The following is a 24,013-nucleotide window of genomic DNA, read 5'->3' as shown; positions in this document are numbered from 1 at the left end:
ATGAAAAAGATACTATTAGGAATTGCATTATTGACGTTATCAATGACGTTTAATGCTTGCGATAATTTAGATTTAGCTCCTGAGGATTATTACGCCAGTGGAAGCTTTTGGAAAACTCCTTCACAAGTTGATGGAGCGATGGTTGGCTTGCACAATCAGTTAAGAAATTATCAGTTCACCATGTTTAATTTAGGAGAACTTAGAGGAGGAACATTAAGAGATGGAACCAGTTTTACAGGAACAGCCTCATTAAACGCAGGTTCTATTGTTCGCCAAGACATTAGAGAATCCTCTCCTGGAATTTCAAATTGGGCGGGCATCTATGCTGCAATTTTTCAAGTGAATAATTTTATTTACCAAGTGGAAAAAGCAGACTATTTAGTTGCTACAGACAAAAGCTATTACTTAGGTCAAGCTTATGGTTTAAGAGCTTTTTATTATTTCCAATTATACCGTACTTACGGTCGCGTGCCATTAGCAAAAGAACCTAAAGTAGTTATCAGTACGCCAACTACAGCTCAAGATGCTTATTTACCACGTACTGCAACTGAGAAAGAAACTTTAGATTTCATCAAAGAAGACGTTAATAAGTCAGTTGCTAGTTTTGCAGACAACTACACTACTAAAATGCAAAAAGCACAGTGGTCCTTAGCAGCGTCACAAATGTTAAAAGGCGAAGTATATTTATGGTCAGCGAAAGTTAAAATTGATGGAGCAGCTCCAGCAACGACAACAGCAGATTTAATTATGGCTAGAACGGCAATCGAAGCAGTTATACCAAAATACAGCTTGCAATCTAATTTTGCAAATGTATTCAACTCAGCTGCATCGGCATCTTTAAAAGGAAACAGTGAAATTATTTTTGCATTGCGTTATGGTCAAGGAGAAGCTACAAACAGCTTTAGCCAATTTATTTATGCCATTACAGATCCTCTAGCAGGCTATGTTGATGATAAAGGAGTAGCAATTCCAGCTTCTGATCCATTAAAAGTAAATGGCGGTGGAACTATTATTCGTTACGAGTACAAATACGACTTGTACACACAATACGAGTCTGCAGATACCAGAGCAAATGTAACATTCTTAAACTTTAACAAAGGAGCGATTCATGCTACAAACCTTCGTAAGTTTATTGGGACAATCGTTGACGGAGCACGTTCTTTCTCAGATGATTTCCCAATATTTAGAGTAGCTGACGCTTATTTAATGTTAGCCGAAATTAAAAACAAACAAAACCAAGATCCATCTGCTGAGATCAACATCATAAGAACTAGAGCTTATGCAGGAAGTGTTGCCCCAGTTTATGTGAATGGCACATTCGAACAAAACGAATTGGCTATTTTTGCTGAAAGACAAAAAGAGTTTGTTGCTGAAGCAAAAATATGGCACGATTTACGCCGTATGCAAGACGCTTCTGGAACACCTTTAGTATTTAGAAAAGACCTTAACCTAGTGGGTGTACTTGATAATATTGCTGGTCAAAACCATAAAATACTATGGCCAATAGACCTAAGCACATTAAACAGTGACGAAACCTTAAAAGGGCAACAAAATCCTGGTTACAGTGGAACTTAGATTAAATTAATTTCAAATCCGGCAAATAATATTAATTTGCCGGATTTTTTTTTTAGTTTGCTTTTCTGTATTTCTTCTCTGCGAAAACTGATTCTAATTATAAAGAAAAGTGGATTAACTACAAATAAGAATAGTTGTACAAATTCTATATCAGTTTTAAAAAAATATAGTAAGTTTGTGATCAAGCACCTCAAATTATTTTAAAAACGATTAAAAATGAGCTTAAAGGATATTTTAGACGTGAGTACTGACAACAGTCTTTCGGGACAAAAGTGGCACATGTTGAGACAATCAATAGTAAAGCGTCTACTATCTTACGGAAATGCAACCATTGCCGAGTTAGGGTCTGAACTGCAATCAAGTGTCCCTACGGTTACTAAGGCAGTCAATGAGTTACTGCTTGAAGGCTATGTCGTAGATATGGGGAAAATTACCAATAGTGGCGGCAGACGCCCCTCTCTATATAGTATCAATCCAACTTGCGCTTACTTTCTAGGAATAGAAGTGGGCCGAAGCAACATGTCTATTGGATTGCAAAATATAAAAAATGAATTTGTTAGTATCGAATTAGGAACTTCCTTTGTTCTCGAAAACACACAAGAATCCCTTTTAGAGTTATGCAGCCTGATCAACTCCTTTATAGAAGACAGCTCAGTAAATAAAAAAATGATTGTTGGAGCTTGTATCAACTTATCTGGTCGAATTAATTCGATGGAAGGATTCAGCTACAACTTCTTTTTTAGTGAAAACCAGCCTTTAAGCGAAATCATTTCAGAGCAGCTAGGAATACCTGTTCGCTTAGAAAATGATACTAGAGCAATGGCTTTTGGTGAATACCGCGAAGGCATTGTTGATGAAGAACAAGACGTAATTTATGTAAACTACGGTTGGGGTGTGGCAATAGGAATTATAACTAACGGCCAACTCTACTATGGAAAATCAGGATACTCAGGAGAATTTGGTCACAGTAACATTTTTGACAATGGTCTTTTGTGCCAGTGCGGAAAAATAGGCTGTCTCGAAACTGAAATATCGGGCTGGGCTTTAGTAAATCAATTTAAAGAGGCTATTGCAGCAGGAAGGCATTCTCAAGTAGTGCTTGATGAGGATTCAAATGATTTACAACATCATGCTATAATTATGGGCGCATTGAACCTAGAAGACAGCTTATGTGTCGATTTAATTTCTAAACAAAGTGAAAAAATGGGCCGTTATTTGTCCATGATTCTCAATATTTTCAATCCAGAATTATTAGTTGTCGGTGGAGATTTTTCACTATTAGGAGGATATGTCTTACTACCTATTCAATCAGCCTTAAAGAAATATTCTTTAGGATTAGTGAACAGAGATGTCAAGCTAAAGAAATCAAATTTAGGACATCGAGCAGGCGTAATTGGTGCCTGTTGTGTGGTGAAAGAAAGAATGCTTTCCACATTAATTAACAATTAAACTTATTTTCTTCTTTTTGTTATTAAAATATTTTAATAAATACGCTTCTTTTATTAAAATATTTTGTAAGTTTACTTTTTAATAGTAAACACATCATTTATAAAGCATTAGAGCACCTTTTTCGTTACAAAAAAATCATCTGCATCAGTTTAGGCAGAAAAGAGTTCGATTAAATACAATTGGGTTTCTAAAAAACACTATCTAAGAAATAGATTTATAATTCAACACTAAAAATTAACAGTGGTTAGATTATAAATCAGTTATAGCCAATACATATTGTTGCGATAATAAAAATATCTCGGTATTCTTTTATCTACATATTTATATTCTACAGTCTAAAATTGTACTTTTTTGGACTGCACCTAATACTAAAGAAAATAAAAAAACATATTATGAAAATTCAACACTTACAAGGTCTTATCTCAGCTCCATTTACACCATTTGACAGTAACGGAAAATTAGATGTTAGTTTAATTCCCGGTTATTATTCTTTTCTAAAACAAAACGGAGTGACGGGCGCATTTATAAATGGTTCTACAGGAGAAGGAGTCTCTACAACTATGGCCGAAAAGAAAGCAGTTGCTCAAGCTTGGGCTGATTGTAGTAATCAGGATCCCGACTTTAAAGTAATGGCATTTTTAGCAGGTACTTGTCTTGCTGATTGTATCGAATTAGCCAAACATGCATACGAAATAGGTTTATACGCAGTTTCTTTGACTGGACCGTTTTATTTTAAACCGGCAAACATTGACATGCTAGCACAAGTATGTATCGAAGTAGGAAAAGAAGTACCTAACATGCCTTTCTATTACTACCATATTCCAGTACTGACTGGAGTAAACTTACCAATGTTCGATTTAGTGAGAGCACTAGATGGAAAATTAGACAACTTCGCTGGAGTAAAATACACACATGAAGATTTCATGGATTACCAAAGTTGTATGAGCTATGAAAATGGTAAATACGATATGCTATGGGGACGTGATGAAAACATGCTTTCTGCATTAGTGTTAGGCGCCAAAGGTGCTGTAGGAAGCACATTTAATTATGCCGCTCCACTGTATTACGATTTGATCGATGCTTTCAATGCTAATGATTTAGTTAAAGCACGTGTTTTACAACAAAAATCAATTGACATGATTCGCTTGTTAGGAAAATACGGCGGAATCTCAGTAGGGAAAGCTTACATGAAAACAGTAGGATTTGATTTAGGTGAATTCAGATTGCCGGTTAAAAACATGAGCGCTGAACAATTTGAATTGTTCAAAAAAGATGTAGCTAGTTTAAATTTTGACGAATTCAAATCAAAATAATCTAATCGCACGTTTTATTTTAAAATAATAACGATGAATAAATCCATTTTTTCTCTAATTTTTATCTCCCTACTTATGTCAACAACTGACGCATTTTCTCAAAAAACAGCCGTAAAACAGCTGGATTGGACAACAGCTGCACAATTGCACAATACAGATGGCAGTCTTTCAATAGGCTTCGCAGGTGCAATTAACGGCGTTAGCAATGATGTTTTAATTGTCACTGGTGGTGCTAATTTTCCTGATAAAATGCCTTGGGAAGGAGGAAAGAAAAGTTATTCGAAAACGATTCATGTACTTGAAAAATGCAAAGACAAATTTACTTGGATTGCAGCAGTAAAAGGTGAGCTAGCAGAACCAATCGCTTACTGTGGAACCACTTCTACTGATTTAGGCGTGGTATATGTGGGTGGAGAAAATGAAAATGGACTTTCTAATAAATCGTTTTTATTAAAATGGAATGCAACCAAAAAAGAAGTGGAAACAAAATCACTAGCGGATTTCCCTTTGGCAATCACAAACATAGCGCTTACTAACATTGGTAATGTTGTCTATGCAGTTGGAGGAGATCAGGCAACACAATCATCTGATATCTTTGCAAGTCTAGATTTGAATGAGGAAAATTCACAGTGGAAAACCTTGCCAAAACTTCCTATGGCTTTAGCCAATTCAGTTGCCGTTGCTCAAAAAGGAAAAAACGGCACTAACATCTATGTTGTAGGTGGAAGAACAAAAACAGCTTCGGGAATAAGTGATTTACACAATACTACTTTTGTTTTCGATCTAAAAAAACAAAGCTGGGAAGCTGCAGCAACAATTTCTGATGGAAAAAGCAGTACTAACTTTTCAGCGGGAGCCGGAGTTGCCGTAGGAACTAATTCTGTATTAATTGTTGGTGGAGACAATGGTGAGATTTTTCACCAAATCGAAACCTATCTATCTCAAATTGCGAAAGCAGAATCCCCTGAGTTGAAAGCCGACCTCATTGCTAAGAAAAATAATTTAGTGACAAATCACCCAGGATTTTATAACGGAATCTTATTGTACAATACCCTTACGGATCAATGGTCTAAAATAGGCGAATTGCCATTTTTACCACATGTTACGACACCAGCTGTTTTATGGGATAAAAAAATAATCCTGTCTAACGGGGAAATTAAACCTGGAATTCGCACCCCTAATGTGATGTTAGGTGCAATCAAGAAATAAAAATATTTGTTACCCTAGCTATTTCTTTGCGGAAGCAGCAACCAAAAAACCAAAAAAAGAAAACCTAAATATGAAACAATCAAAATATTATCCTTGGGTTGTCGTGGCCTTACTATGGATTGTCGCTTTGCTGAACTACATGGACAGACAAATGCTGGCAACCATGCGACCTTCAATGGAAACCGATATCCCAGAATTAGTTTCGGGTGAGAATTTTGGCCGACTAATGGCCATATTCCTGTGGATTTATGCTTTAATGAGTCCTGTATCAGGAATCATCGCCGACAAGATGAATAGAAAATGGTTAATTGTAGGCAGCCTTTTTGTTTGGTCAGCCGTAACTTATGCAATGGGCTTGGCAACGACTTACAATCAATTATATTGGCTAAGAGCCTTAATGGGAGTTAGTGAAGCCTTATACATTCCTGCTGGTTTGTCTTTGATCGCTGATTACCACCAACAAAAAACAAGATCACTGGCCATTGGAATTCACATGACGGGACTATATATGGGTTCTGCAATTGGTGGATTCGGAGCAACAATCGCAGCTTCTTTTTCTTGGCATACCACTTTTCATTATTTTGGTTTAATCGGAATCGTATATTCAGTTGTTTTAGTCTTTTTATTAGTAGAATTTAAACATCCTGAATCTACCCCGAAAGCCACTGCTGATTCACCTGCAAAAGAAAAAGCGTCAGTCTTAAAAGGCTTGAGTATTTTATTCACAAATATGTCCTTTTGGATTATCCTGTTCTATTTTGCTATTCCAAGCTTACCCGGTTGGGCAACTAAAAACTGGCTCCCTACCCTATTCTCTCAAAACTTAAATATACCGATGGAACAAGCTGGTCCTTTAGCAACCATTACCATATCAGTATCTGCATTTATAGGTGTTATTTTTGGAGGGATTTTATCTGATAAATGGGTTGAAAAAAATATTAAAGGAAGAGTTTACACCAGTGCCATAGGTCTGGGATTAACTATCCCTGCATTATTATTTATTGGTTTTGGAGGCTCATTAATTAGTGTTGTCGGTGCTGCACTTTGTTTCGGTATTGGTTACGGTATGTTTGACGCTAATAATATGCCTATTCTTTGTCAGTTTGTTTCTTCAAAATACAGAGCAACAGCCTATGGCGTTCTAAACATGACTGGAGTTGGATGCGGTGCATTAGTAACTTCGCTATTAGGAAAATATTCTGATAGTGGAACATTAGGCAATGGATTCGCTTTTATGGCAGGAGTTGTTTTGATTGCGTTAATCGTCCAAATAAGTTTCTTACGTCCCAAGGTAAATGACTTTGTAGACGAATAATATTTCATTCGAATAATTGTTAAAAGACACACATCATATAATTTAAAATATTCTGAGTTTTGTTTTGGTTAGTTCTATCTGTTAAGGCGAAATGTCATATTTCGACTTTTCGATAGACTATTTAAACCGAAAAATTAGATTTAACAAGGTTTAAAAAGGTTTTTTTTATAAGTCGAATTAGCAAATCTATTTGGCACTTTTGAAATATATCTTAATAAAATATAAAACATATGGAGCGCCTAAAAAGCTGCTTCAAATAATTAAAATAAGCAGATGGATTTACGCAAATCCAACTAAAAATACTTTTAAGAGATGAATTATTCAACGACAGATCTACAGGGTTTAAAAGATTTTTACCAAAATCAATTATTAAATGACACGGTTCCATTTTGGTTTCCACGCTCGATAGATACCGAATTTGGCGGTTATTTATTAATGCGAGATCAAGACGGAAGTCTAATTGATGATGATAAAGCGGTATGGATTCAAGGTCGTGCTGCTTGGCTTTTATCTACGCTATACAATACGGTTGAACCTAAACAAGAATGGCTAGATGGTGCTAAGTCAGGAATTGATTTTTTAAACAATCATTGTTTTGACACTGATGGTCAAATGTTCTTTCACGTAACCCGCGAAGGACAACCGATACGCAAACGCCGTTATTATTTCTCAGAAACATTTGCGGTTATCGCTATGGCGTCTTATGCAAAAGCAAGTGGTGACGAAGCGGCTGCCGAAAAAGCGCGTTATTTATTTGGGAAATGCATCGAATACTCCACAACTCCTGGATTGTTAGCGCCTAAATTCACCTCGACTCGTCCTTCAAAAGGAATTGGAGTACCCATGATTATGATGAATACAGCTCAGCAACTACGAGAAACTATTGGGGATCCGCGTTGCGACGAATGGATTGATACATGGATAAACGAAATTGAAACCTATTTTGTAAAAGACGATATAAAATGTGTGATGGAACAAGTAGCGCCTGATGGATCGATTATTGATCACATTGACGGACGTACTTTAAATCCAGGACATGCGATTGAAGGTGCTTGGTTTATTTTACATGAAGCTAAATACAGAAATAATGATCCTAGATTAATTGCGTTAGGTTGCAAAATGCTAGATTACATGTGGGAACGTGGTTGGGACAAAGAGCATGGCGGAATTTTGTATTTCCGTGATGTGTACAACAAACCGGTGCAAGAATATTGGCAAGACATGAAATTTTGGTGGCCACATAACGAAGTGATTATTGCAACGCTTCTTGCATATACTATGACTGGCGACGCAAAATATGCTGAATGGCATAAGTTAGTTCATGATTATGCGTACAATAAATTTCACGATAAGGAAAATGGAGAGTGGTTTGGATACCTTCACAAAGACGGAACTATCGCTCAAACTGCCAAAGGAAACATGTTCAAAGGGCCGTTCCATTTACCAAGACAAGAGTGGTATTGCTTAGAAATATTGAAAGAACATTTGGATAAACAACTATAAATACAGCTGTCTATTCTGGAGATAGTCGGATGGAAAATTACAAGATTGGAGATTAGTTTAATATTCCTACTAGACAAACAACACACACTAACATTAAACAATTTTTATTATGAGAAAAATTTTCACATCGCTTTTATTGATTACCGTAATAGGTCTTTCGGCCCAAAATGAAAAGTACCAAATCGCAGATGGTGTAATCTCACATCAGGACTTATTTAATACTTCAATGGTTGAAGGCGTTAACTGCTTCCGAATTCCAGCAATTGTTACAGCCCCAAACGGCGATCTTATCGCTGCTATCGATGAGCGTGTTCCTAACTGCGGTGATCTAAACCGAAGCGGTGACATTAATATTGTTGTAAGACGAAGTGCTGACAATGGCAAAACATGGTCTGGAATTGAAACTGTAGTTAATTTTCCATTGGGACTATCCGCTTCCGATCCTTCGATGATTGTAGATAGAGATACTAAAGAAATTATCCTTTTCTATAATTTCATGGATTTTGAAAAAGAAAGAGATATTTATTATTTACACGTAGTAAAAAGTAAGGACAACGGAAAAACTTGGAGTAAACCAGAAGATATTACAAAGCAGATTGCAAAACCTGAATGGCATAAAGATTTTAAATTTATCACCTCAGGTCGCGGAATTCAAACTAGAGATGGAAAACTTTTACATACTTTAGTTAATCTAAGTAAAGGTTTATTCATCTTTGGAAGTGATGACCACGGTAAAACTTGGTACTTTATTGATACGCCAATAAAACCAGCTGATGAATCAAAAATCATCGAATTAGCTGATGGATCTTGGATGGTGAACGCAAGAGTTAATGGCGGAAAAATGCGTTATGTTCACACTTCAACAGATGAAGGAAAATCATGGACAAGTAAACCAGAGCCAGCATTAATTGATCCAAGTTGTAACGGAAGTATTATCAGATACACTGCAAAAGCGGATGGATATAATAAAGACAGAATCATTTTCTCGAATGCAAAAATGGAAAAAGGGCGCATGAATTTAAATGTTCGTATCAGTTATGACGAAGGAAAAACATGGTCAGAAGGAAAAACCATTTATGCTGGAAGCTCGGCCTATTCGTCGCTTACCGTATTAAAAAATGGCGACCTAGCGGTATTTTTCGAAAAAGATGAACATACTAAAAATGAATTCGTTAGCTTTTCTTTAAAATGGTTAACAGATGGAAAGGATAAGTTTAAAAAAGCATCTAAAAAGAAAATGAAATAATTAATTTTAACCCTCCAAGAATTCTTAATTTTTGGAGGGTTTTTTCTAAATATTCTGCAAGGTCGTTTTTGATCCTTTAGGTATTATATTTGAAGAATTGTAACTATTGTCTGTTACTAGTTTTGATTAAAAAAAAACAGCCCCTATTGTATGGTTCGAAGAAATTTATACCTACAAGGTTTTGAAAACCTTGCAGGAAAACAACCGAAATTACAAATTCACTAGCTTTTAACGTGTAATCAGCTACTATTAATACTGTCTATCATGCACAATTTTAAAAAATACAATTGGACTTATTCTGTCATTATTACAGTGCTGTTTTTCATTACAGCTAATATCGAAGCTCAAATCAAAAAGAGCAACTTTCCTGAAAGTCTATTTTCGACTTATTATCATCAAAGGGTAAGTCATTTTAAGACTTTGCCTAAGACGAAAAATGATATTGTTTTTTTAGGAAATAGCATATCAGATGGTGCAGAATGGAGTGAGTTATTTGCGGATAACCAAATAAAAAATCGCGGAATTAGCGGTGATTTTACAGCCGGAGTGCTCAACCGTTTAGACGAAATAACTAATCGTAAACCAAAGAAGGTCTTTTTATTAATTGGAGTGAATGATTTGGCAAGAAATACTGCTACCGACAGTATTTTTAAAAACATTATTCAAATTGCTAGATTCCTGAAACAAGAAAGCCCTTCGACAAAAATATACATCCAAAGTATTTTGCCTGTAAATGATGTCTATAAAAAATTTGATGGTCACACTGGTAAAGGAGAACAAATAAAATCACTAAATGCTAGTCTTAAGCAGAATGCCAAAGATTACAATTATACTTTTATTGACCTATACACAGCGTTCTCTGATGGGAATGGAAAAATGGCAAAACAACTAACGAATGACGGATTACATCTTAATGGCGAAGGTTATTTGTTATGGAAACGTCTTGTTTATCCTTATGTATATCATTTAGAAACCAAAGCGGCTTTACTGCCCAAACCACAACAACTAACTTGGAATAATGGCTATTACCCTTTAACGGCTACCAATACCATTTTTGTCGAAAATGCAACTTTACAAAAAGAAGCATTGGTATTGCAAAAAGCAATGAAGCAAAAAGGTTTAAGCGCCGAAATAACAAGCAAAAAGCCTAACAAAGAAAACTATATTACCCTTCGATTAGGAAATGTAAATGCTGCTTTAAATGCTGCAGAAGCCTATAATCTAAAAACTACTTCCGATAAAATTATACTAACTGCAAATACGTCTAACGGTATTTATAGCGGAGTTCAAACTTTACTGCAGTTGATGCGTGATAATGTTGCTGTAGAAGCGGCTGAAATCACAGACTGGCCTGCATTTGCATGGCGTGGCTTTATGGTCGATGTAGGTAGAAATTACCAATCTATGAAACTGCTAAAAGAACAGATTGATGTCATGGCAGCTTATAAAATGAATATTTTTCATTTTCATCCTACCGAAGATATTGCTTGGCGCTTGCAAAGTAAGTTGTATCCGGAGCTAACAAATCCAGAATTCATGCTTCGCGATAAAGGCGAATATTACACAGAAAATGACTTAAAAGAATTGATAGCATATTGCAAAGAACGTTACATCACCTTAATTCCTGAAATTGATATGCCGGGTCACAGTGCTGCATTCAAGAGAGCAATGGGCGTAGATATGCAAAGTGATAAAGGCTTAGAAATTGTAAAAAATATAATCAAAGAATTTTGCGCGACTTACGATGTTCCGTATTTGCATTTGGGTGCCGATGAAGTAAAAATCACCAATCAGAATTTTCTACCCGAAGTTATTGCCCTAACAGAAAGTCTAGGTAAAAAGGTGATTGGCTGGGAACCTGGCGGAAATTTTACTGATAGTGTAATTCGCCAACTATGGATGGAAGGCGCTACGAATGTAAGTAGAAACAAAAATATAAAATATCTAGATTCAAGGCATTTGTATTTAAACCACATGGATCCCTTAGAAAGTGTAGTGACTATTTTCAATCGTCAAATATGTAATTTAACTGAAGGTAATGAAAATGCTTTAGGCGGAATTGTATGTGTGTGGAATGATAGAGCGCTAGAAAATGGTGATGATGTTATGAAAATGAATCCAGTTTATCCAGGCATGTTGGCTTTTGCAGAACGCAGCTGGCGAGGTGGGGGTTCTGAAGGTTGGACAGCAACTATTGGCGAACCAGAAACTGAAAGAGCTACTGCTTTTTCTGAGTTCGAAAATCGTTTGTTGGATCACAAAAAACAATATTTTAAAGAATTAGATTTCACGTATCAAAAGCAAGCTGATTTAGCGTGGAACATTTATGGCCCTTTTGATAACAAAGGTAATTTAACTAAAACTTTTTTACCTGAAAATGTAAAATTCAATACATCCAAAGAAAAACCAACGTACAAAGCTATTGGCGGAACTGTAGTAATGAGACATTGGTGGGCACCACTAATTTCGGGAATTATAAAGGAGCCAAAGGAAAATACGACTTGGTATGCTCAAACAAAAATTTGGAGCGATGAAGATAAAGAGCAAGAATTTTGGGTCGGTTTTAATAATCTATCCCGCTCGATGAACACGGATTCGCCTGCAGCTGGTACTTGGAATAATTTAAATAGCACAGTTTGGGTAAATAATCATTTGGTCAATCCGCCACTGTGGAAACGCCCTGCGCAAAAAGGAAATTTAGAAATACCGCTAATTGATGAAGGCTATGAATTTAGGGAACCAACATTGATTCCTCTAAAAAAAGGATGGAATACAGTTAATGTAAAATTACCGGTTGGCTCATTTAAAGGAATGAATTGGCAAAATCCGGTTAAATACATGTTTACTTTTGTACCTGTAAATGAATAACTATAAAAACAATACTATAAATTAAGCAATTTTCAGAGCCATACATAAATTTATAACTTCATAGAATGTAAAATTTAAATGTCTTATATGGTTCAAAAAAACAAAATGAATCTTTTATATTTCAGTCAGGAAAATCTATTCAATTCGTAAAAAAAGAATTATAAAATGAAACAAGCAATTATAAATGCAGTTATTCATACTGGAGATGATATAATCGACAACGGTGTTATTATTATCGAAAATGACATTATTCTCAGTATTCAAAAAGAAATTCCAAATGATATTCCAGAAATTGACTTAAAAGGAAAGCATATTGCTGCTGGTTTTATCGACATTCAAATTAATGGTGGCGAGCAGTATTATTTTAGTCAATTCCCTAATGAGCACACGATTCAAGACATTCATGATTCCAGTTTGAAATATGGAACGACTCATACTCTGCCTTGTTTAATTTCTTCTTCGAATGAAACCATACTTCAAGGAATTGAAGCGATCCGCAATTATAAGGAAAAACATAAAAACGGAATATTAGGAATGCATTTAGAAGGACCTTTTTTAAACCCTTTAAAACGTGGTGCGCATAGCTTGAATCAAGTTCGAACTCCAACGAATTCTGAACTAGAAGAAATCATCCGTTATGGGAAAGACGTCATAAAAGTTATAACGATTGCCCCAGAATGTTTTACTGAAGACCAATTAGACATGCTTTTAGAAAGCGGAATTGTGATTTCGGCGGGACATTCTACTATGACTTACGATCAAGCGCAATATTATTTTTCGAAAGGGATCAAACTTGTTACGCATCTATTCAACGCCATGACTCAATTTGGCCATCGCGAACCCGGATTAGTAGGTGCTACTTTTGCAAATGATGCTGTATATGCTCCAGTTATTTTAGATGGAGCACATTGCGATTACGCAGCAGCAAGACTGGCGTACAAGTTAAAGAAAGACAAATTTTTCTTGATTAGTGACGCCGCCTTTTTAGGTCGGAAAGTTTCAAATTTCAAATGGGAGAATTTTGATGCGCATCTAGAAAATGGTTTTTATCGAAATGAAGAAGGCAATCTAGCCGGAGCCAGCATTTCGATGCAAGAAGCGGTGCAAAATGCTTATAACCATTTAAATGTCTCTGCAGATGAAGCCATAAAAATGGCGACTTCTCGAGTTGCTGCAGCCATAAATATGGAAAATGAAATTGGAAAAATAAAACTAGGTTTTCCAGCGAGTTTTGTTCAGTTTAATGATGATTTATCCATTGTCGAAACTTTGAATTGCAACAGCTTTAACTAAATAGATAGCTCGCTTTAATACCAAAATGACACCTTCATTCGAAAACAAACCCTCTTATTTTAAAGGCAGATTTTTTTCAAAGGCGGATCCGAATGAAAAGAAAGAGTCTGTTCCGCCCACGCCTTCAATTTGATGAATTCTTTCGTATAAAATTTTTCGAAGCTCATCATTATTTGTTGCTACAATTTTTATAAAGAGCGCATATTTACCCGAAACCCAATGGCATTCTACAACCTCTGGAATTAATTTTAACTGTTCAGCAATTGAATACGAGAAGTGCGCTTCTTTGGCGGTGATTCCTGTGTAAGTGATGGTTTCGAAACCACTTTGCTTCGCATTTAATTTAACAGAAAAACCAGCGATTATTCCAGATTCTTGCATTTTACGAACACGTAAATGAACTAGGGAATTTGAAATATTTAATTCTTTTGCAATCTCAGAAAAGGGAATTCTACCATTTTCATCGAGCTTTTTAACAATCTCTTGATCTAAATAATCCGTGCTATCACTGTGTTTTGTATTTGTCATCTTACAATTATTTTTCCCCAAGTTGTTATTTTGACAACTACTCAGCGGTATTTATTTTTTTTAATGTCAAATCTACATAAAAAAAGACACAAAATGTCTAATTATTAATAATGATATTGTATCGTTGCCATTGTGACACAAATCACACTACATTTGTGTCGATATAACATATTAATTCTGTTAAAAATGAACAAGAGTCAACTACTTTCAAAATTGTGGGAGCAATACGCTGAAATTACACCATCCGCTAAAAAAATTCATGATTTATTAGAGAAAAAAGGAGAAGAAATAAAAAATGACCATGTCGCTATTCGCACATTTAACGATAAGCGAGTTAATATCGATGTATTAGAAAGACTTTTTCTGGAAGTTGGATATGAACAAAAAGGAGAGTATATTTTTGAATCAAAAAAATTATTTGCAAAGCATTATGAGCATTCAACTGATAAAAATGCTCCAAGAATTTTTATCTCAGAATTAGAATTAGAGAAATGTTCTCCAAAATTACAGTCAACTGTCAAAGACATTTTAGATAGTTGTGATGCAGAAACATTCAATAATCCAGAATTAGTATTAAGTGGAGCTATATGGAAAACCAAATCCCAAGTTGTTTACAATTTGCTTTTGGAAGAGTCAGAATATGCTGCTTGGATGTATGTGTATGGATTTCGTGCAAACCACTTCACGATCAACGCAAATGCTTTAAAAGGTTTTAATAGTTTAGAGGAGTTGAATACTTTTTTAGAAAATAGTGGGTGGAAATTAAATTCTTCTGGAGGAAAAATCAAAGGTACTCCAGCACAATTATTAGAACAATCAAGCACACTTGCTGATTTACATAGCGTAAATTTTGATGAAGGCACCATGCAAATTCCATCTTGTTATTACGAATTCGCACTTCGCTACCCTATGCCAAATGGAGAATTATATCAAGGTTTTATCGCTTCATCAGCAGATAAAATTTTTGAAAGCACAGATGTAAAATTGCAAAACAATTTATAAATAAGTCTAACTCGAAAAAAACGGTCAAAAAGAAATATCGCCTAATAATATTAAACTAGTAATATAATTAGCAAATAATAATTCTAACACGACTACAAAATAGAGTTTAACCCTTGAAGTATAGCCTTTTCAGCAATTAAAAATTAGATAAATTCTTGTTTTTAATTGCTAAAAGCATGCTCAAAATCGTAAAAATACCATAAGTTAATTTAATAAAATTAGACATTTAACTAAGTAAAAAAGTCAATACCTTTTGAGGAACAACAAAAAATGCTGCTCGTATTCAAATCAATGTAGCAGATATATCCTACTGTTTTGTTTTTATAATCGTAAAAGATTTAAAATCAATAGTTCGCTTTACCAAATTCTACAAAATTTATCCGCATTATTACTCGACAAAACATCAGGAAATGAACTACTTATAAAGTATAACTACAATAGTATCAATGAACATAATAGTAAACATTGGGTTTTCACCTTATCTTAAGTCCACACAATTGAACTTAAACACATAAATAATGATGATATTTGAAGCCTTACAAGCAATATAATAAAGAGTATAACTCTATTTTTAAAACTTTCTTGCAATGAAAAAACTCCCTCATCTCCTACTTATTAGTTTTATATTTGTCTGTTTCACAGCCAGATCTCAGAAAAATATATGGGATGAAAACCCAAGTGATTCACAGGTTGAATTAGACAGTTTGTTAACAATATTGCCGAAATCTGTAGGAGAAAAAAAACTGTCATTATTAAATAGAATTGCCGAAATATATTGGGTCATTGATCCTAATAAAACAATGAAATATGGCTCGGAAGCTTTACGTTTATCAAGTGAGTTGAAAAATAAAGACCAAGAAGGGTTAGCACTAATAAATTTGTGTCAGAGTTATTTGTTTAATAATATCTATGATAAAGCTTTACAATACGGGCTACGATCCTTAGAAATACGAAAAGTAATTGGAAACGATTATGATCTCGCCTTTACTCTACGTACACTTGGCTGGTTATATTATGACATTGGGTATTTTGAAAAAGCATTAGAATATCATACCCAAGCTTTAGTCATACATGAAAAAATAGGCGACAAGCAGCGAATTGCATACAGTTATAACAGTATCGGAATAATTCATGATGGCAAAGGCGATTATAATTTGGCATTGTTTTTTTTTAAAAAATCTTTAAAACTAATAAAAGATTCTAAAAATAAGGACAGAATCGCAGAAACCATGAAAAATATGGGCATTTGCTATCGCAAAATAAATGAACTCAATTTGGCCAAAAAATTCTTAGAGTCTGCTCTGGATCTTGAGAGTGAAATTAAATATGACTACAAAAAGGTTTATATTCTTCATGAACTTGCAGTAGTGTATTTAAAGCTTAAAATTTATGAACAATGCTACTCATTGTTAGAAGAATCTAAGACTATTATTAAAGCATTGGGTAATAAAAAGGAACTGCTTTTAGAGAATGATAAAATTATGTCCGATTATTATTTAGCATTAAATAACTATAAGGAGGCTTTCAATTTTTATATGAAATATACTAATGGAAACTCTGAAGTTTTCTCAAGCAATAAAAGTGAAAAGTTGGCTGAAATGCGAATTCTATATGAGGCAGAACGACGCGAATCTGAAATCAAGTTATTAGAGCAACAGCGTCAATTGGAATCACAGAAAAGAAAATCCTTGTTGATTGGTTCTATATTATTGGCAATCATAGCAATTCTAGTAATAGCTTCGTTGTGGAATAATATAAAAAAGAAAAAAGCTATTTATCTACAAAATCATAAACTTTCGAAGGAAAAACTAAAATCACAATTTCTCTTACAGGAGAATTTAGAACGCAAATTGGATTTTCGAACGAAGGAACTTACAAATCTAGCTTTATTCATTTCTCAAAGAACTAACATTTATAAGGATCTAGCAAATTCATTAAAAAATTTAAAATTTACCGATTTAAACTTACTTAAACAAGACATCAATACACTTATAAAAGAGTACACTTTTAAATTTGACTTAAATGAAGATATTCAGCAATTTCACGCCAACGTAGAAACCCTGCAAAGTGATTTTTTGTTTAGACTTAAAGAGAAATATCCTAATTTAACTGATAAAGATATTCAGTTAGCGGTACAAGTTAAACTTAAACTTAGTTCTAAAGAAATAGCAAATATTAATAATATCTCTGCTAATTCAGTAGAAATTGGAAGGCATAGATTAAGAAAAAAATTAGGATTAGAAAACAAAGACAACCTAATTGTTTTTCTGGAAAACATATAAGCTTTTAATCTTTTTTGGACGTATTTAAATATTACACTTCGTTCTTCGTAATTAATACAGTTTATAAAACAAAAAATGCGAAATTATTAAACAGTTGCAAAATCAATTTTGCAACTGTTTTTTTTTGCTTTACAAGTGCATATTTTAATTTTACGCTGTTCCTCCATTTCGTTAGATGTTAAGGAATCATTAGCGTCATGTGGTATTCTTTTATTGTGAATTATGACTGCATTTTTCTCCTATAACTTCATATTTGGTATTGTTATACCAAAGTAATCGACATTATATTCATAGTTTAAACTATCATTTATTCTTTCTACAATGGAATTTACATATTGATAAAAATATTACAATGAAAAAAACCCCCTTTTTTTTTAAAAATCTCCATCCTATTAAAAATATACTAGTTACACTGACAATTCTCTGGTAAGACCGCTGTAAATGATGGTTTTATTAAAGCATGTAAAGGTCAAGTAAAGTTTCTTTTTGATGTTTTATCTCGAAATAATTTAATATTTGTGAGCCTAAACTTAAAATTGAAATATAATTTTAGTAGCAAATAAATTATTAAGAAGATCAAAAAACTAACCATGAAATGTTACATCCATAGCAACCTCAAAATGTCGAATTATTAAAAATAATATTGAAATAAAATTGTAACGAAAATTACTTTTTACATCATACTAAATACGTTAAAAATGACAACAAATCAATTACTTTCAAAATTGTGGGAGCAATATGCTGCAATTACTCCATCTGCCACAAAAATTCATGACTTATTAGAAAAAAAAGGGGAGCAAATAAAAAATGATCATATCGCAATTCGCACGTTTAATGATCAACGCGTTAATATTAAAGTGATAGAAAAGCTTTTTCTGGAAGTTGGATATGAACAAAAAGGAGAGTATATTTTTGATTCAAAAAAGTTATTTGCAAAGCATTATGAACATTCAAGTGATAAAAATGCTCCAAGAATTTTTATCTCAGAATTAGAATTAGAAAAATGTTCTCCAAAATTACAAGCAACTGTCAAGGAGATTTTGGATAATTGTGAAGCAGAAACATTCAATAATCCAGAATTAGTATTAAGTGGAGCTGTATGGAAAACCAAATCCCTAGCGGTTTACAATTTGCTTTTGGAAGAGTCAGAATACGCTGCTTGGATGTATGTGTATGGATTTCGTGCAAACCACTTCACGATCAACGCAAATGCTTTAAAAGGTTTTAATAGTTTAGAGGAGTTGAATACTTTTTTAGAAAATAGTGGGTGGAAATTAAATTCCTCTGGAGGAAAAATCAAAGGTACTCCAGCACAATTATTAGAACAATCAAGCACACTTGCTGATTTACATAGCGTAAATTTTGATGAAGGTACCATGCAAATTCCATCTTGTTATTACGAATTCGCACTTCGCTACCCAATGCCAAATGGAGAATTATATCAAGGTTTTATCGCTTCATCAGCAGATAAAATTTTTGAAAGTACGAACGTTAAATTACAAAATCATTAAATAATTAATAAGCGGTACTCAAAATGCTAAATATTTGAATACTTCTAATTTTGACTTGACTACAAAACAACCTAAAAACCCTATAGCGTATCCAATGCTATCCTTAAAAACTAGATAAAATCAAGTTTTTTAGCGCTGGAACTATGCTTAATTGTAAATAAAACACATGACTACAACCACGTCACAATTTGGAATAAAAGAAGCTTTAACCCAACTGGGAGTAAAGGATATTAATGAAGGTACCTCTACAGGATTGCATCATTTTGCAAATGGCGAAATCCTTGAAAGTTATTCCCCAGTCGATGGAAAATTGATTGGTTCTGTAAAAATGTCTACATCACAAGATTACCAACAGGTAATACAATCGGCTACGGAGGCTTTTAAAACCTTTCGTTTAATGCCAGCTCCACAACGCGGCGAAATTGTTCGTCAATTTGGAGAAAAATTACGCCAAAACAAAGAAGCTTTAGGCAAATTAGTTTCTTATGAAATGGGGAAATCTCTACAAGAAGGATACGGAGAAGTACAAGAGATGATTGACATTTGTGATTTCGCCGTAGGCTTATCCCGTCAATTGCACGGTCTAACCATGCATTCTGAAAGACCTGGACACCGTATGTATGAACAATATCATCCTATGGGAGTTGTTGGAATTATTTCGGCATTTAACTTTCCTGTTGCCGTTTGGGCTTGGAACACCGCTCTTGCATGGATTTGTGGAGATGTTTGTATTTGGAAACCTTCAGAAAAGACGCCACTTTGTGGAATCGCTTGTCAAAATATTATAGCTGAAGTTATAAAAGAAAATAATTTACCCGAAGGAATTTCATGCTTGATTAATGGTGATTATAAATTGGGTGAATTGATGACTTCAGATACTCGAATCCCATTAATTTCGGCTACAGGATCAACCAGAATGGGAAAAATAGTGGCGCAAGCTGTTGCCGCTCGTTTAGGTAAATCTCTTTTAGAACTTGGAGGAAACAATGCCATAATTGTAACTCCTGATGCAGATATAAAAATGACTGTTATTGGGGCAGTTTTTGGGGCTGTAGGAACTGCAGGACAACGTTGTACCTCAACGCGCCGCTTGATTATTCATGAAAGTATATTCGAAAAAGTAAAAGACGCTATTGTCTCTGCATACAAACAACTCAAAATAGGAAATCCATTAGACGAAAACAATCATGTGGGTCCACTTATCGACACAGATGCTGTCAAAATGTACACCGCTGCCTTAGATAAAGTAGTTGAAGAAGGCGGAACTATTTTAGTTGAAGGCGGAGTGCTTTCTGGAGAAGGTTATGAAAGTGGATGTTACGTAAAGCCAGCAATTGCTTTAGCTCAAAATTCATTTGAAATTGTGCAACACGAGACATTTGCCCCTGTTTTATATTTAATAAAATACAGCGGAGATGTTGATAACGCGCTTGAATATCAAAACGGAGTTGGGCAAGGATTATCATCTGCTATTATGACTAATAATTTACGTGAAGCTGAAAGATTTTTATCAGTTGTAGGTTCTGACTGTGGAATAGCAAATGTGAACATTGGAACTTCTGGAGCTGAAATCGGTGGCGCTTTTGGTGGCGAAAAAGACACTGGTGGTGGAAGAGAATCTGGATCTGATGCATGGAAAATATATATGAGACGCCAAACAAATACGATTAATTACACCACAAGCTTACCACTTGCACAAGGGATAAAATTCGATTTACAATAAAACAAGTAACAAAAAACTAGACAAATACAAAACTTTAATTAACCAAATTTATTACAAATGAAAAGACGAATTCTATTATTTAAGAGGATAAATTTCATTCTCTTTATGATGTTTCTGTGCCAACCACACTTTAGTTTTGCACAAGAAAATCAACCGCAAAAAAGTGTTTCAGGAAAAATAACTGACGCTAATGGAAATACACTCCCCGGAGTAAATATTATATTAGCAACAACTAGCATCAGTACAAATAGTGATGAAAATGGAAAATACACATTAAGAATCCCTGCTGATTTAAAAAACCCAAGCTTAACTTTTACTTATATTGGGTTTAATGAAGTAACCATAAATGTAAACAACAATAAAGAGTTAAACGTTACACTTCAGGAAGAAAACAATAAACTAGACGAAGTAGTTGTAATTGGATACGGTTCCATAAAAAAAGGAAATGTTACTGGAGCAATTTCTTCGATAAAGAAAGAAAGTATTGAAACCAGAGCTACAAACAATGCTTCAGAGGCTATTCAAGGTTTAGTAGCTGGTGTAAATGTTCAAAAAAGTGGTGGTGCTGCAGGTGCTGCTGTAAAAATTAAAATTAGAGGAATTAATACTTTTGGAAACACAGAACCTTTATGTATCATTGATGGATTTCAAGGATCTTTAAGCTCTGTAAATCCAACAAATATTGAGTCAATAGAAGTGCTGAAAGATGGAGCTGCTGCTGCTATTTACGGATCTGTTGCTGCTAACGGAGTAATTATCGTTACCACTAAATCTGGTCTTAAAGAAGGCATAAAAGTTGATTTCACTTCTTTTGTAAATAGCACTTCATCAGCAAAAAGAATAGAATTATTAGATGCTGAAGGCTACAAAACCGTTCATAAAAGAATGTATGACGAATACAATAAGTATGCGAATACACCAGTTGCATTGCCAGCATATATAAGCGCTCCGACAACAGCGAACACGAACTGGCAAGACCAAGTTTTTCGTTCGGGATTAGCACAAAACTATGGTTTAGGTATTCAAGGTAGAGAAGGTGTTATCAAATTTGCTTTATACGGTAACTATGCTAAAGAAAAAGGAATTATCATCGATAATAACTTTGGACAAAAAAATGCAAGTGCAAGAGTAAGTTTTAAGAAATCAATTTTTGACGTAGATACTAAACTTTCATACCTATCGACTAAAAGTGAGCAACCTAACTTTCAATTAAAAGAAGTGTATGCAATAGCTCCTTTAGTCCCTGTATTGGATTCAAATGAAACTTACGGATATGGATTAACAAACAAAGATGGATTACCATTTAACACAAACCCAGTAGCTGATGAGCGCTTTAGAAGTGGCGAATTAAGAGGTCAAGATTTAACAGCGAATATTTCGATCACTGCTAATATCGCACCTTGGTTGAAATTTAAAACTGCCTATTCTCACCATGAGTTAAATTCACAACGCACAGCACATAACGCGCCTTTTATCGCAAACATACAAGCGCCAGAAAAATATACGGTACACAGAGAAGTTAGAACGTATTGGAGTGAGCAAATTTTCGAAAATACCATAATGATGGATAAAAAATTTGGTGAACATTCTATTGACTTTTTATTAGGTAGTACCATCAATCCATCATCGTCTAACTGGAATGACATCACAGTTGAAGGTAAAACGACTGACCAATCTGTAGTAGACGGTCAACTTGTTTCAACTGAGCGTCCTGCAGGATTTTTAGACTCTGGTTTTGAAACCATTGGAGCAGGAAAAGGAGGAACTTACTCAGCTGATGGTTCTAAATACCAATACAATAGACTTTCTTACTTTAGTCGTATCAACTACTCTTACAAAGATCGTTACTTAGCACAAGCTACTTTACGCTATGATGGATCATCAAAATTTGGTAAAGACAGTCGTTGGGGAGCATTTCCATCTGTGGCTTTAGGTTGGAAAATGGATAAAGAAGATTTTTATCCAGAGGATTTCATTGTTTCTACTGCTAAGCTACGTGCGAGCTGGGGACGTTTAGGTAACGAAGCTGCTTTAGGATATTACACTTCTAGCTCTTTGATTTACTCAGGGAATTACTTAAATTCTGGTTACGTACAAGGAACAGGAAGTAATCCATGGCCTGGTAGTATTGCAACTGCATTAGAAAACCGTAACCTAAAATGGGAAACTACGGATTCTAAAAACATAGGTATTGATTATACTCTTCGAAATGGTAAAGTTAGTGGTTCGATAAATTACTATCGCAATGTTACAGCCGATTTGCTTATTACCAAGAAATTAGCACCTTCAGCTGGTATCGACAACCCAATTCTTAACGTTGGAAAAGTAAGCAATAGCGGACTTGAGTTTGAAGTTAATTATAGCGAACAAAGTAATGACTTTAAATATAATGTAGGATTTAATATCAGTTCTCTTCGAAACAAGGTAGAAAGTCTTGCAAATGCAGACCAAGCTATTAACGGACAAGGACTTAAATTTGACACAGAACATTTCCCAACTCAAGCAAGAGTAGGAACGCCAATAAGCTCTTTCTATCTTTATCGTACCAATGGTATATTTCAAACTACAGCCGAAGTTGACAGCCATGCTACAAACGGAAATTTACTACAGCCAAATGCAAAACCTGGTGACATTAGATTCAAAGATTTAAATAATGATGGTGTTATTGATGAAAATGATAAAGAATATGCAGGTACAGGTTTACCAAAAGTAGAAGCTAATATAACTTTAGGAGCTAGCTACAAAGGATTTGACTTTACTACATTAATTGGTAGTGGTTTTGGAAACAAACTATACAATGGTAACCGTTATTTCTATGAGTCTATGAGCTCAGGGACTAATATGTTGGCTTCAACCCTTAATTCTTGGACTCCAGATAACAACAGCAACATTCCACGTGCTGTACTTGGTGATCCTAATGGAAATAGTAGAGAGTCAGATCGTTTCCTTGAAAATGGAAATTTTGTAAGAATGAGACAATTGCAAATAGGGTACTCATTACCTAGCTCATTATTAGAAGCAGCAAACATCGACAAACTTAGATTTTATGTAAGTGCTGAAAATGTATTCACCATCACTAAATACTCAGGAACAGATCCAGAATTCTCAAGAACTAATTTGCTAGATACTGGTGTTGACCGTTTTGTATATCCATTTACAAGATCATTTATTGTAGGTGTACAATACGTATTTTAAG

Annotated in this window: 15 protein-coding genes; 14 read left to right on the top strand and 1 reads right to left on the bottom strand. The window is 34.5% G+C overall.

Annotated elements, in window-relative coordinates; all coding sequences use genetic code 11:
* The 9 genes from E0F98_RS07090 to nagA all read left to right on the top strand — a co-directional run bounded on the left by E0F98_RS07090 (position 1) and on the right by nagA (position 13,771).
* Positions 1-1,575, top strand: a complete 1,575-nt coding sequence (locus E0F98_RS07090) for a RagB/SusD family nutrient uptake outer membrane protein (RefSeq protein WP_132109923.1) — start codon at positions 1-3, stop codon at positions 1,573-1,575.
* Between the two features lie 216 nt (positions 1,576-1,791).
* The gene (locus E0F98_RS07085) at positions 1,792-3,024 is read left to right on the top strand and encodes an ROK family protein (protein WP_132109921.1); all 1,233 of its coding nucleotides are present in this window, start codon (positions 1,792-1,794) and stop codon (positions 3,022-3,024) included.
* 392 nt (positions 3,025-3,416) lie between these two features.
* Complete coding sequence (locus E0F98_RS07080; RefSeq protein ID WP_132109919.1) at positions 3,417-4,337, top strand: dihydrodipicolinate synthase family protein; 921 nt, start codon at positions 3,417-3,419, stop codon at positions 4,335-4,337.
* A gap of 75 nt (positions 4,338-4,412) precedes the next feature.
* Positions 4,413-5,546 carry a galactose oxidase gene (locus E0F98_RS07075; RefSeq protein WP_243699206.1) on the top strand — a complete coding sequence of 378 codons (1,134 nt, stop codon included), beginning with the start codon at positions 4,413-4,415 and terminating at the stop codon, positions 5,544-5,546.
* Between the two features lie 70 nt (positions 5,547-5,616).
* The gene (locus E0F98_RS07070) at positions 5,617-6,861 is read left to right on the top strand and encodes an MFS transporter (RefSeq protein ID WP_132109915.1); all 1,245 of its coding nucleotides are present in this window, start codon (positions 5,617-5,619) and stop codon (positions 6,859-6,861) included.
* 312 nt (positions 6,862-7,173) lie between these two features.
* Entirely contained in the window at positions 7,174-8,364 is a 1,191-nt protein-coding gene (locus tag E0F98_RS07065) for an AGE family epimerase/isomerase (RefSeq protein ID WP_132109913.1), read from the top strand.
* Between the two features lie 109 nt (positions 8,365-8,473).
* Positions 8,474-9,610, top strand: a complete 1,137-nt coding sequence (locus E0F98_RS07060; RefSeq protein ID WP_132109911.1) for a sialidase family protein — start codon at positions 8,474-8,476, stop codon at positions 9,608-9,610.
* A 264-nt stretch (positions 9,611-9,874) separates the two neighbouring features.
* Positions 9,875-12,478: a family 20 glycosylhydrolase gene (locus tag E0F98_RS07055; RefSeq protein WP_207917087.1), complete on the top strand. Its 2,604-nt coding sequence runs from the start codon at positions 9,875-9,877 to the stop codon at positions 12,476-12,478.
* Positions 12,479-12,643: 165 nt separating this feature from the next.
* Positions 12,644-13,771, top strand: coding sequence for an N-acetylglucosamine-6-phosphate deacetylase (gene nagA, locus E0F98_RS07050; RefSeq protein WP_132109909.1), 1,128 nt, complete (start codon positions 12,644-12,646; stop codon positions 13,769-13,771).
* Positions 13,772-13,825: 54 nt separating this feature from the next.
* Here nagA and E0F98_RS07045 read toward each other — a convergent pair whose 3' ends face one another.
* Complete coding sequence (locus E0F98_RS07045) at positions 13,826-14,299, bottom strand: Lrp/AsnC family transcriptional regulator (protein WP_132109907.1); 474 nt, start codon at positions 14,297-14,299, stop codon at positions 13,826-13,828.
* Between the two features lie 186 nt (positions 14,300-14,485).
* On the opposite strand from E0F98_RS07045, the gene E0F98_RS07040 reads away from it, so the two are divergent.
* The 5 genes from E0F98_RS07040 (at position 14,486) to E0F98_RS07020 (ending at position 24,012) form a co-directional block, all read left to right on the top strand.
* Positions 14,486-15,301, top strand: coding sequence for a DUF1338 domain-containing protein (locus E0F98_RS07040; RefSeq protein WP_132109905.1), 816 nt, complete (start codon positions 14,486-14,488; stop codon positions 15,299-15,301).
* A 587-nt stretch (positions 15,302-15,888) separates the two neighbouring features.
* Positions 15,889-17,583 carry a tetratricopeptide repeat protein gene (locus tag E0F98_RS07035; protein WP_132109903.1) on the top strand — a complete coding sequence of 565 codons (1,695 nt, stop codon included), beginning with the start codon at positions 15,889-15,891 and terminating at the stop codon, positions 17,581-17,583.
* A 698-nt stretch (positions 17,584-18,281) separates the two neighbouring features.
* Positions 18,282-19,094, top strand: a complete 813-nt coding sequence (locus E0F98_RS07030) for a DUF1338 domain-containing protein (RefSeq protein ID WP_132109901.1) — start codon at positions 18,282-18,284, stop codon at positions 19,092-19,094.
* Positions 19,095-19,260: 166 nt separating this feature from the next.
* The gene (amaB, locus tag E0F98_RS07025; RefSeq protein WP_132109899.1) at positions 19,261-20,817 is read left to right on the top strand and encodes an L-piperidine-6-carboxylate dehydrogenase; all 1,557 of its coding nucleotides are present in this window, start codon (positions 19,261-19,263) and stop codon (positions 20,815-20,817) included.
* A 57-nt stretch (positions 20,818-20,874) separates the two neighbouring features.
* A complete protein-coding gene (locus E0F98_RS07020; protein ID WP_132109897.1) occupies positions 20,875-24,012 on the top strand; it encodes a SusC/RagA family TonB-linked outer membrane protein in 3,138 nt (1,045 codons plus the stop codon).
* Position 24,013 lies beyond the last annotated feature (1 nt).

The sequence above is a fragment of the Flavobacterium hiemivividum genome (genome assembly GCF_004349145.1).
GTDB classification, from domain to species: Bacteria; Bacteroidota; Bacteroidia; order Flavobacteriales; family Flavobacteriaceae; genus Flavobacterium; species Flavobacterium hiemivividum.
Note: the sequence above shows the minus strand (reverse complement) of the source record. Positions and strands in the feature narration are given on the sequence as shown.

What these genes read in the sequence shown, in the direction of transcription:
- E0F98_RS07090 (WP_132109923.1), top strand. Translation starts at nt 1, where the DNA reads ATGAAAAAGATACTATTAGGAATTGCATTATTGACGTTATCAATGACG.
- E0F98_RS07085 (WP_132109921.1), top strand. Translation starts at nt 1,792, where the DNA reads ATGAGCTTAAAGGATATTTTAGACGTGAGTACTGACAACAGTCTTTCG.
- E0F98_RS07080 (WP_132109919.1), top strand. Translation starts at nt 3,417, where the DNA reads ATGAAAATTCAACACTTACAAGGTCTTATCTCAGCTCCATTTACACCA.
- E0F98_RS07075 (WP_243699206.1), top strand. Translation starts at nt 4,413, where the DNA reads ATGTCAACAACTGACGCATTTTCTCAAAAAACAGCCGTAAAACAGCTG.
- E0F98_RS07070 (WP_132109915.1), top strand. Translation starts at nt 5,617, where the DNA reads ATGAAACAATCAAAATATTATCCTTGGGTTGTCGTGGCCTTACTATGG.
- E0F98_RS07065 (WP_132109913.1), top strand. Translation starts at nt 7,174, where the DNA reads ATGAATTATTCAACGACAGATCTACAGGGTTTAAAAGATTTTTACCAA.
- E0F98_RS07060 (WP_132109911.1), top strand. Translation starts at nt 8,474, where the DNA reads ATGAGAAAAATTTTCACATCGCTTTTATTGATTACCGTAATAGGTCTT.
- E0F98_RS07055 (WP_207917087.1), top strand. Translation starts at nt 9,875, where the DNA reads ATGCACAATTTTAAAAAATACAATTGGACTTATTCTGTCATTATTACA.
- nagA (WP_132109909.1), top strand. Translation starts at nt 12,644, where the DNA reads ATGAAACAAGCAATTATAAATGCAGTTATTCATACTGGAGATGATATA.
- E0F98_RS07045 (WP_132109907.1), bottom strand. Translation starts at nt 14,299, where the DNA reads ATGACAAATACAAAACACAGTGATAGCACGGATTATTTAGATCAAGAG.
- E0F98_RS07040 (WP_132109905.1), top strand. Translation starts at nt 14,486, where the DNA reads ATGAACAAGAGTCAACTACTTTCAAAATTGTGGGAGCAATACGCTGAA.
- E0F98_RS07035 (WP_132109903.1), top strand. Translation starts at nt 15,889, where the DNA reads ATGAAAAAACTCCCTCATCTCCTACTTATTAGTTTTATATTTGTCTGT.
- E0F98_RS07030 (WP_132109901.1), top strand. Translation starts at nt 18,282, where the DNA reads ATGACAACAAATCAATTACTTTCAAAATTGTGGGAGCAATATGCTGCA.
- amaB (WP_132109899.1), top strand. Translation starts at nt 19,261, where the DNA reads ATGACTACAACCACGTCACAATTTGGAATAAAAGAAGCTTTAACCCAA.
- E0F98_RS07020 (WP_132109897.1), top strand. Translation starts at nt 20,875, where the DNA reads ATGAAAAGACGAATTCTATTATTTAAGAGGATAAATTTCATTCTCTTT.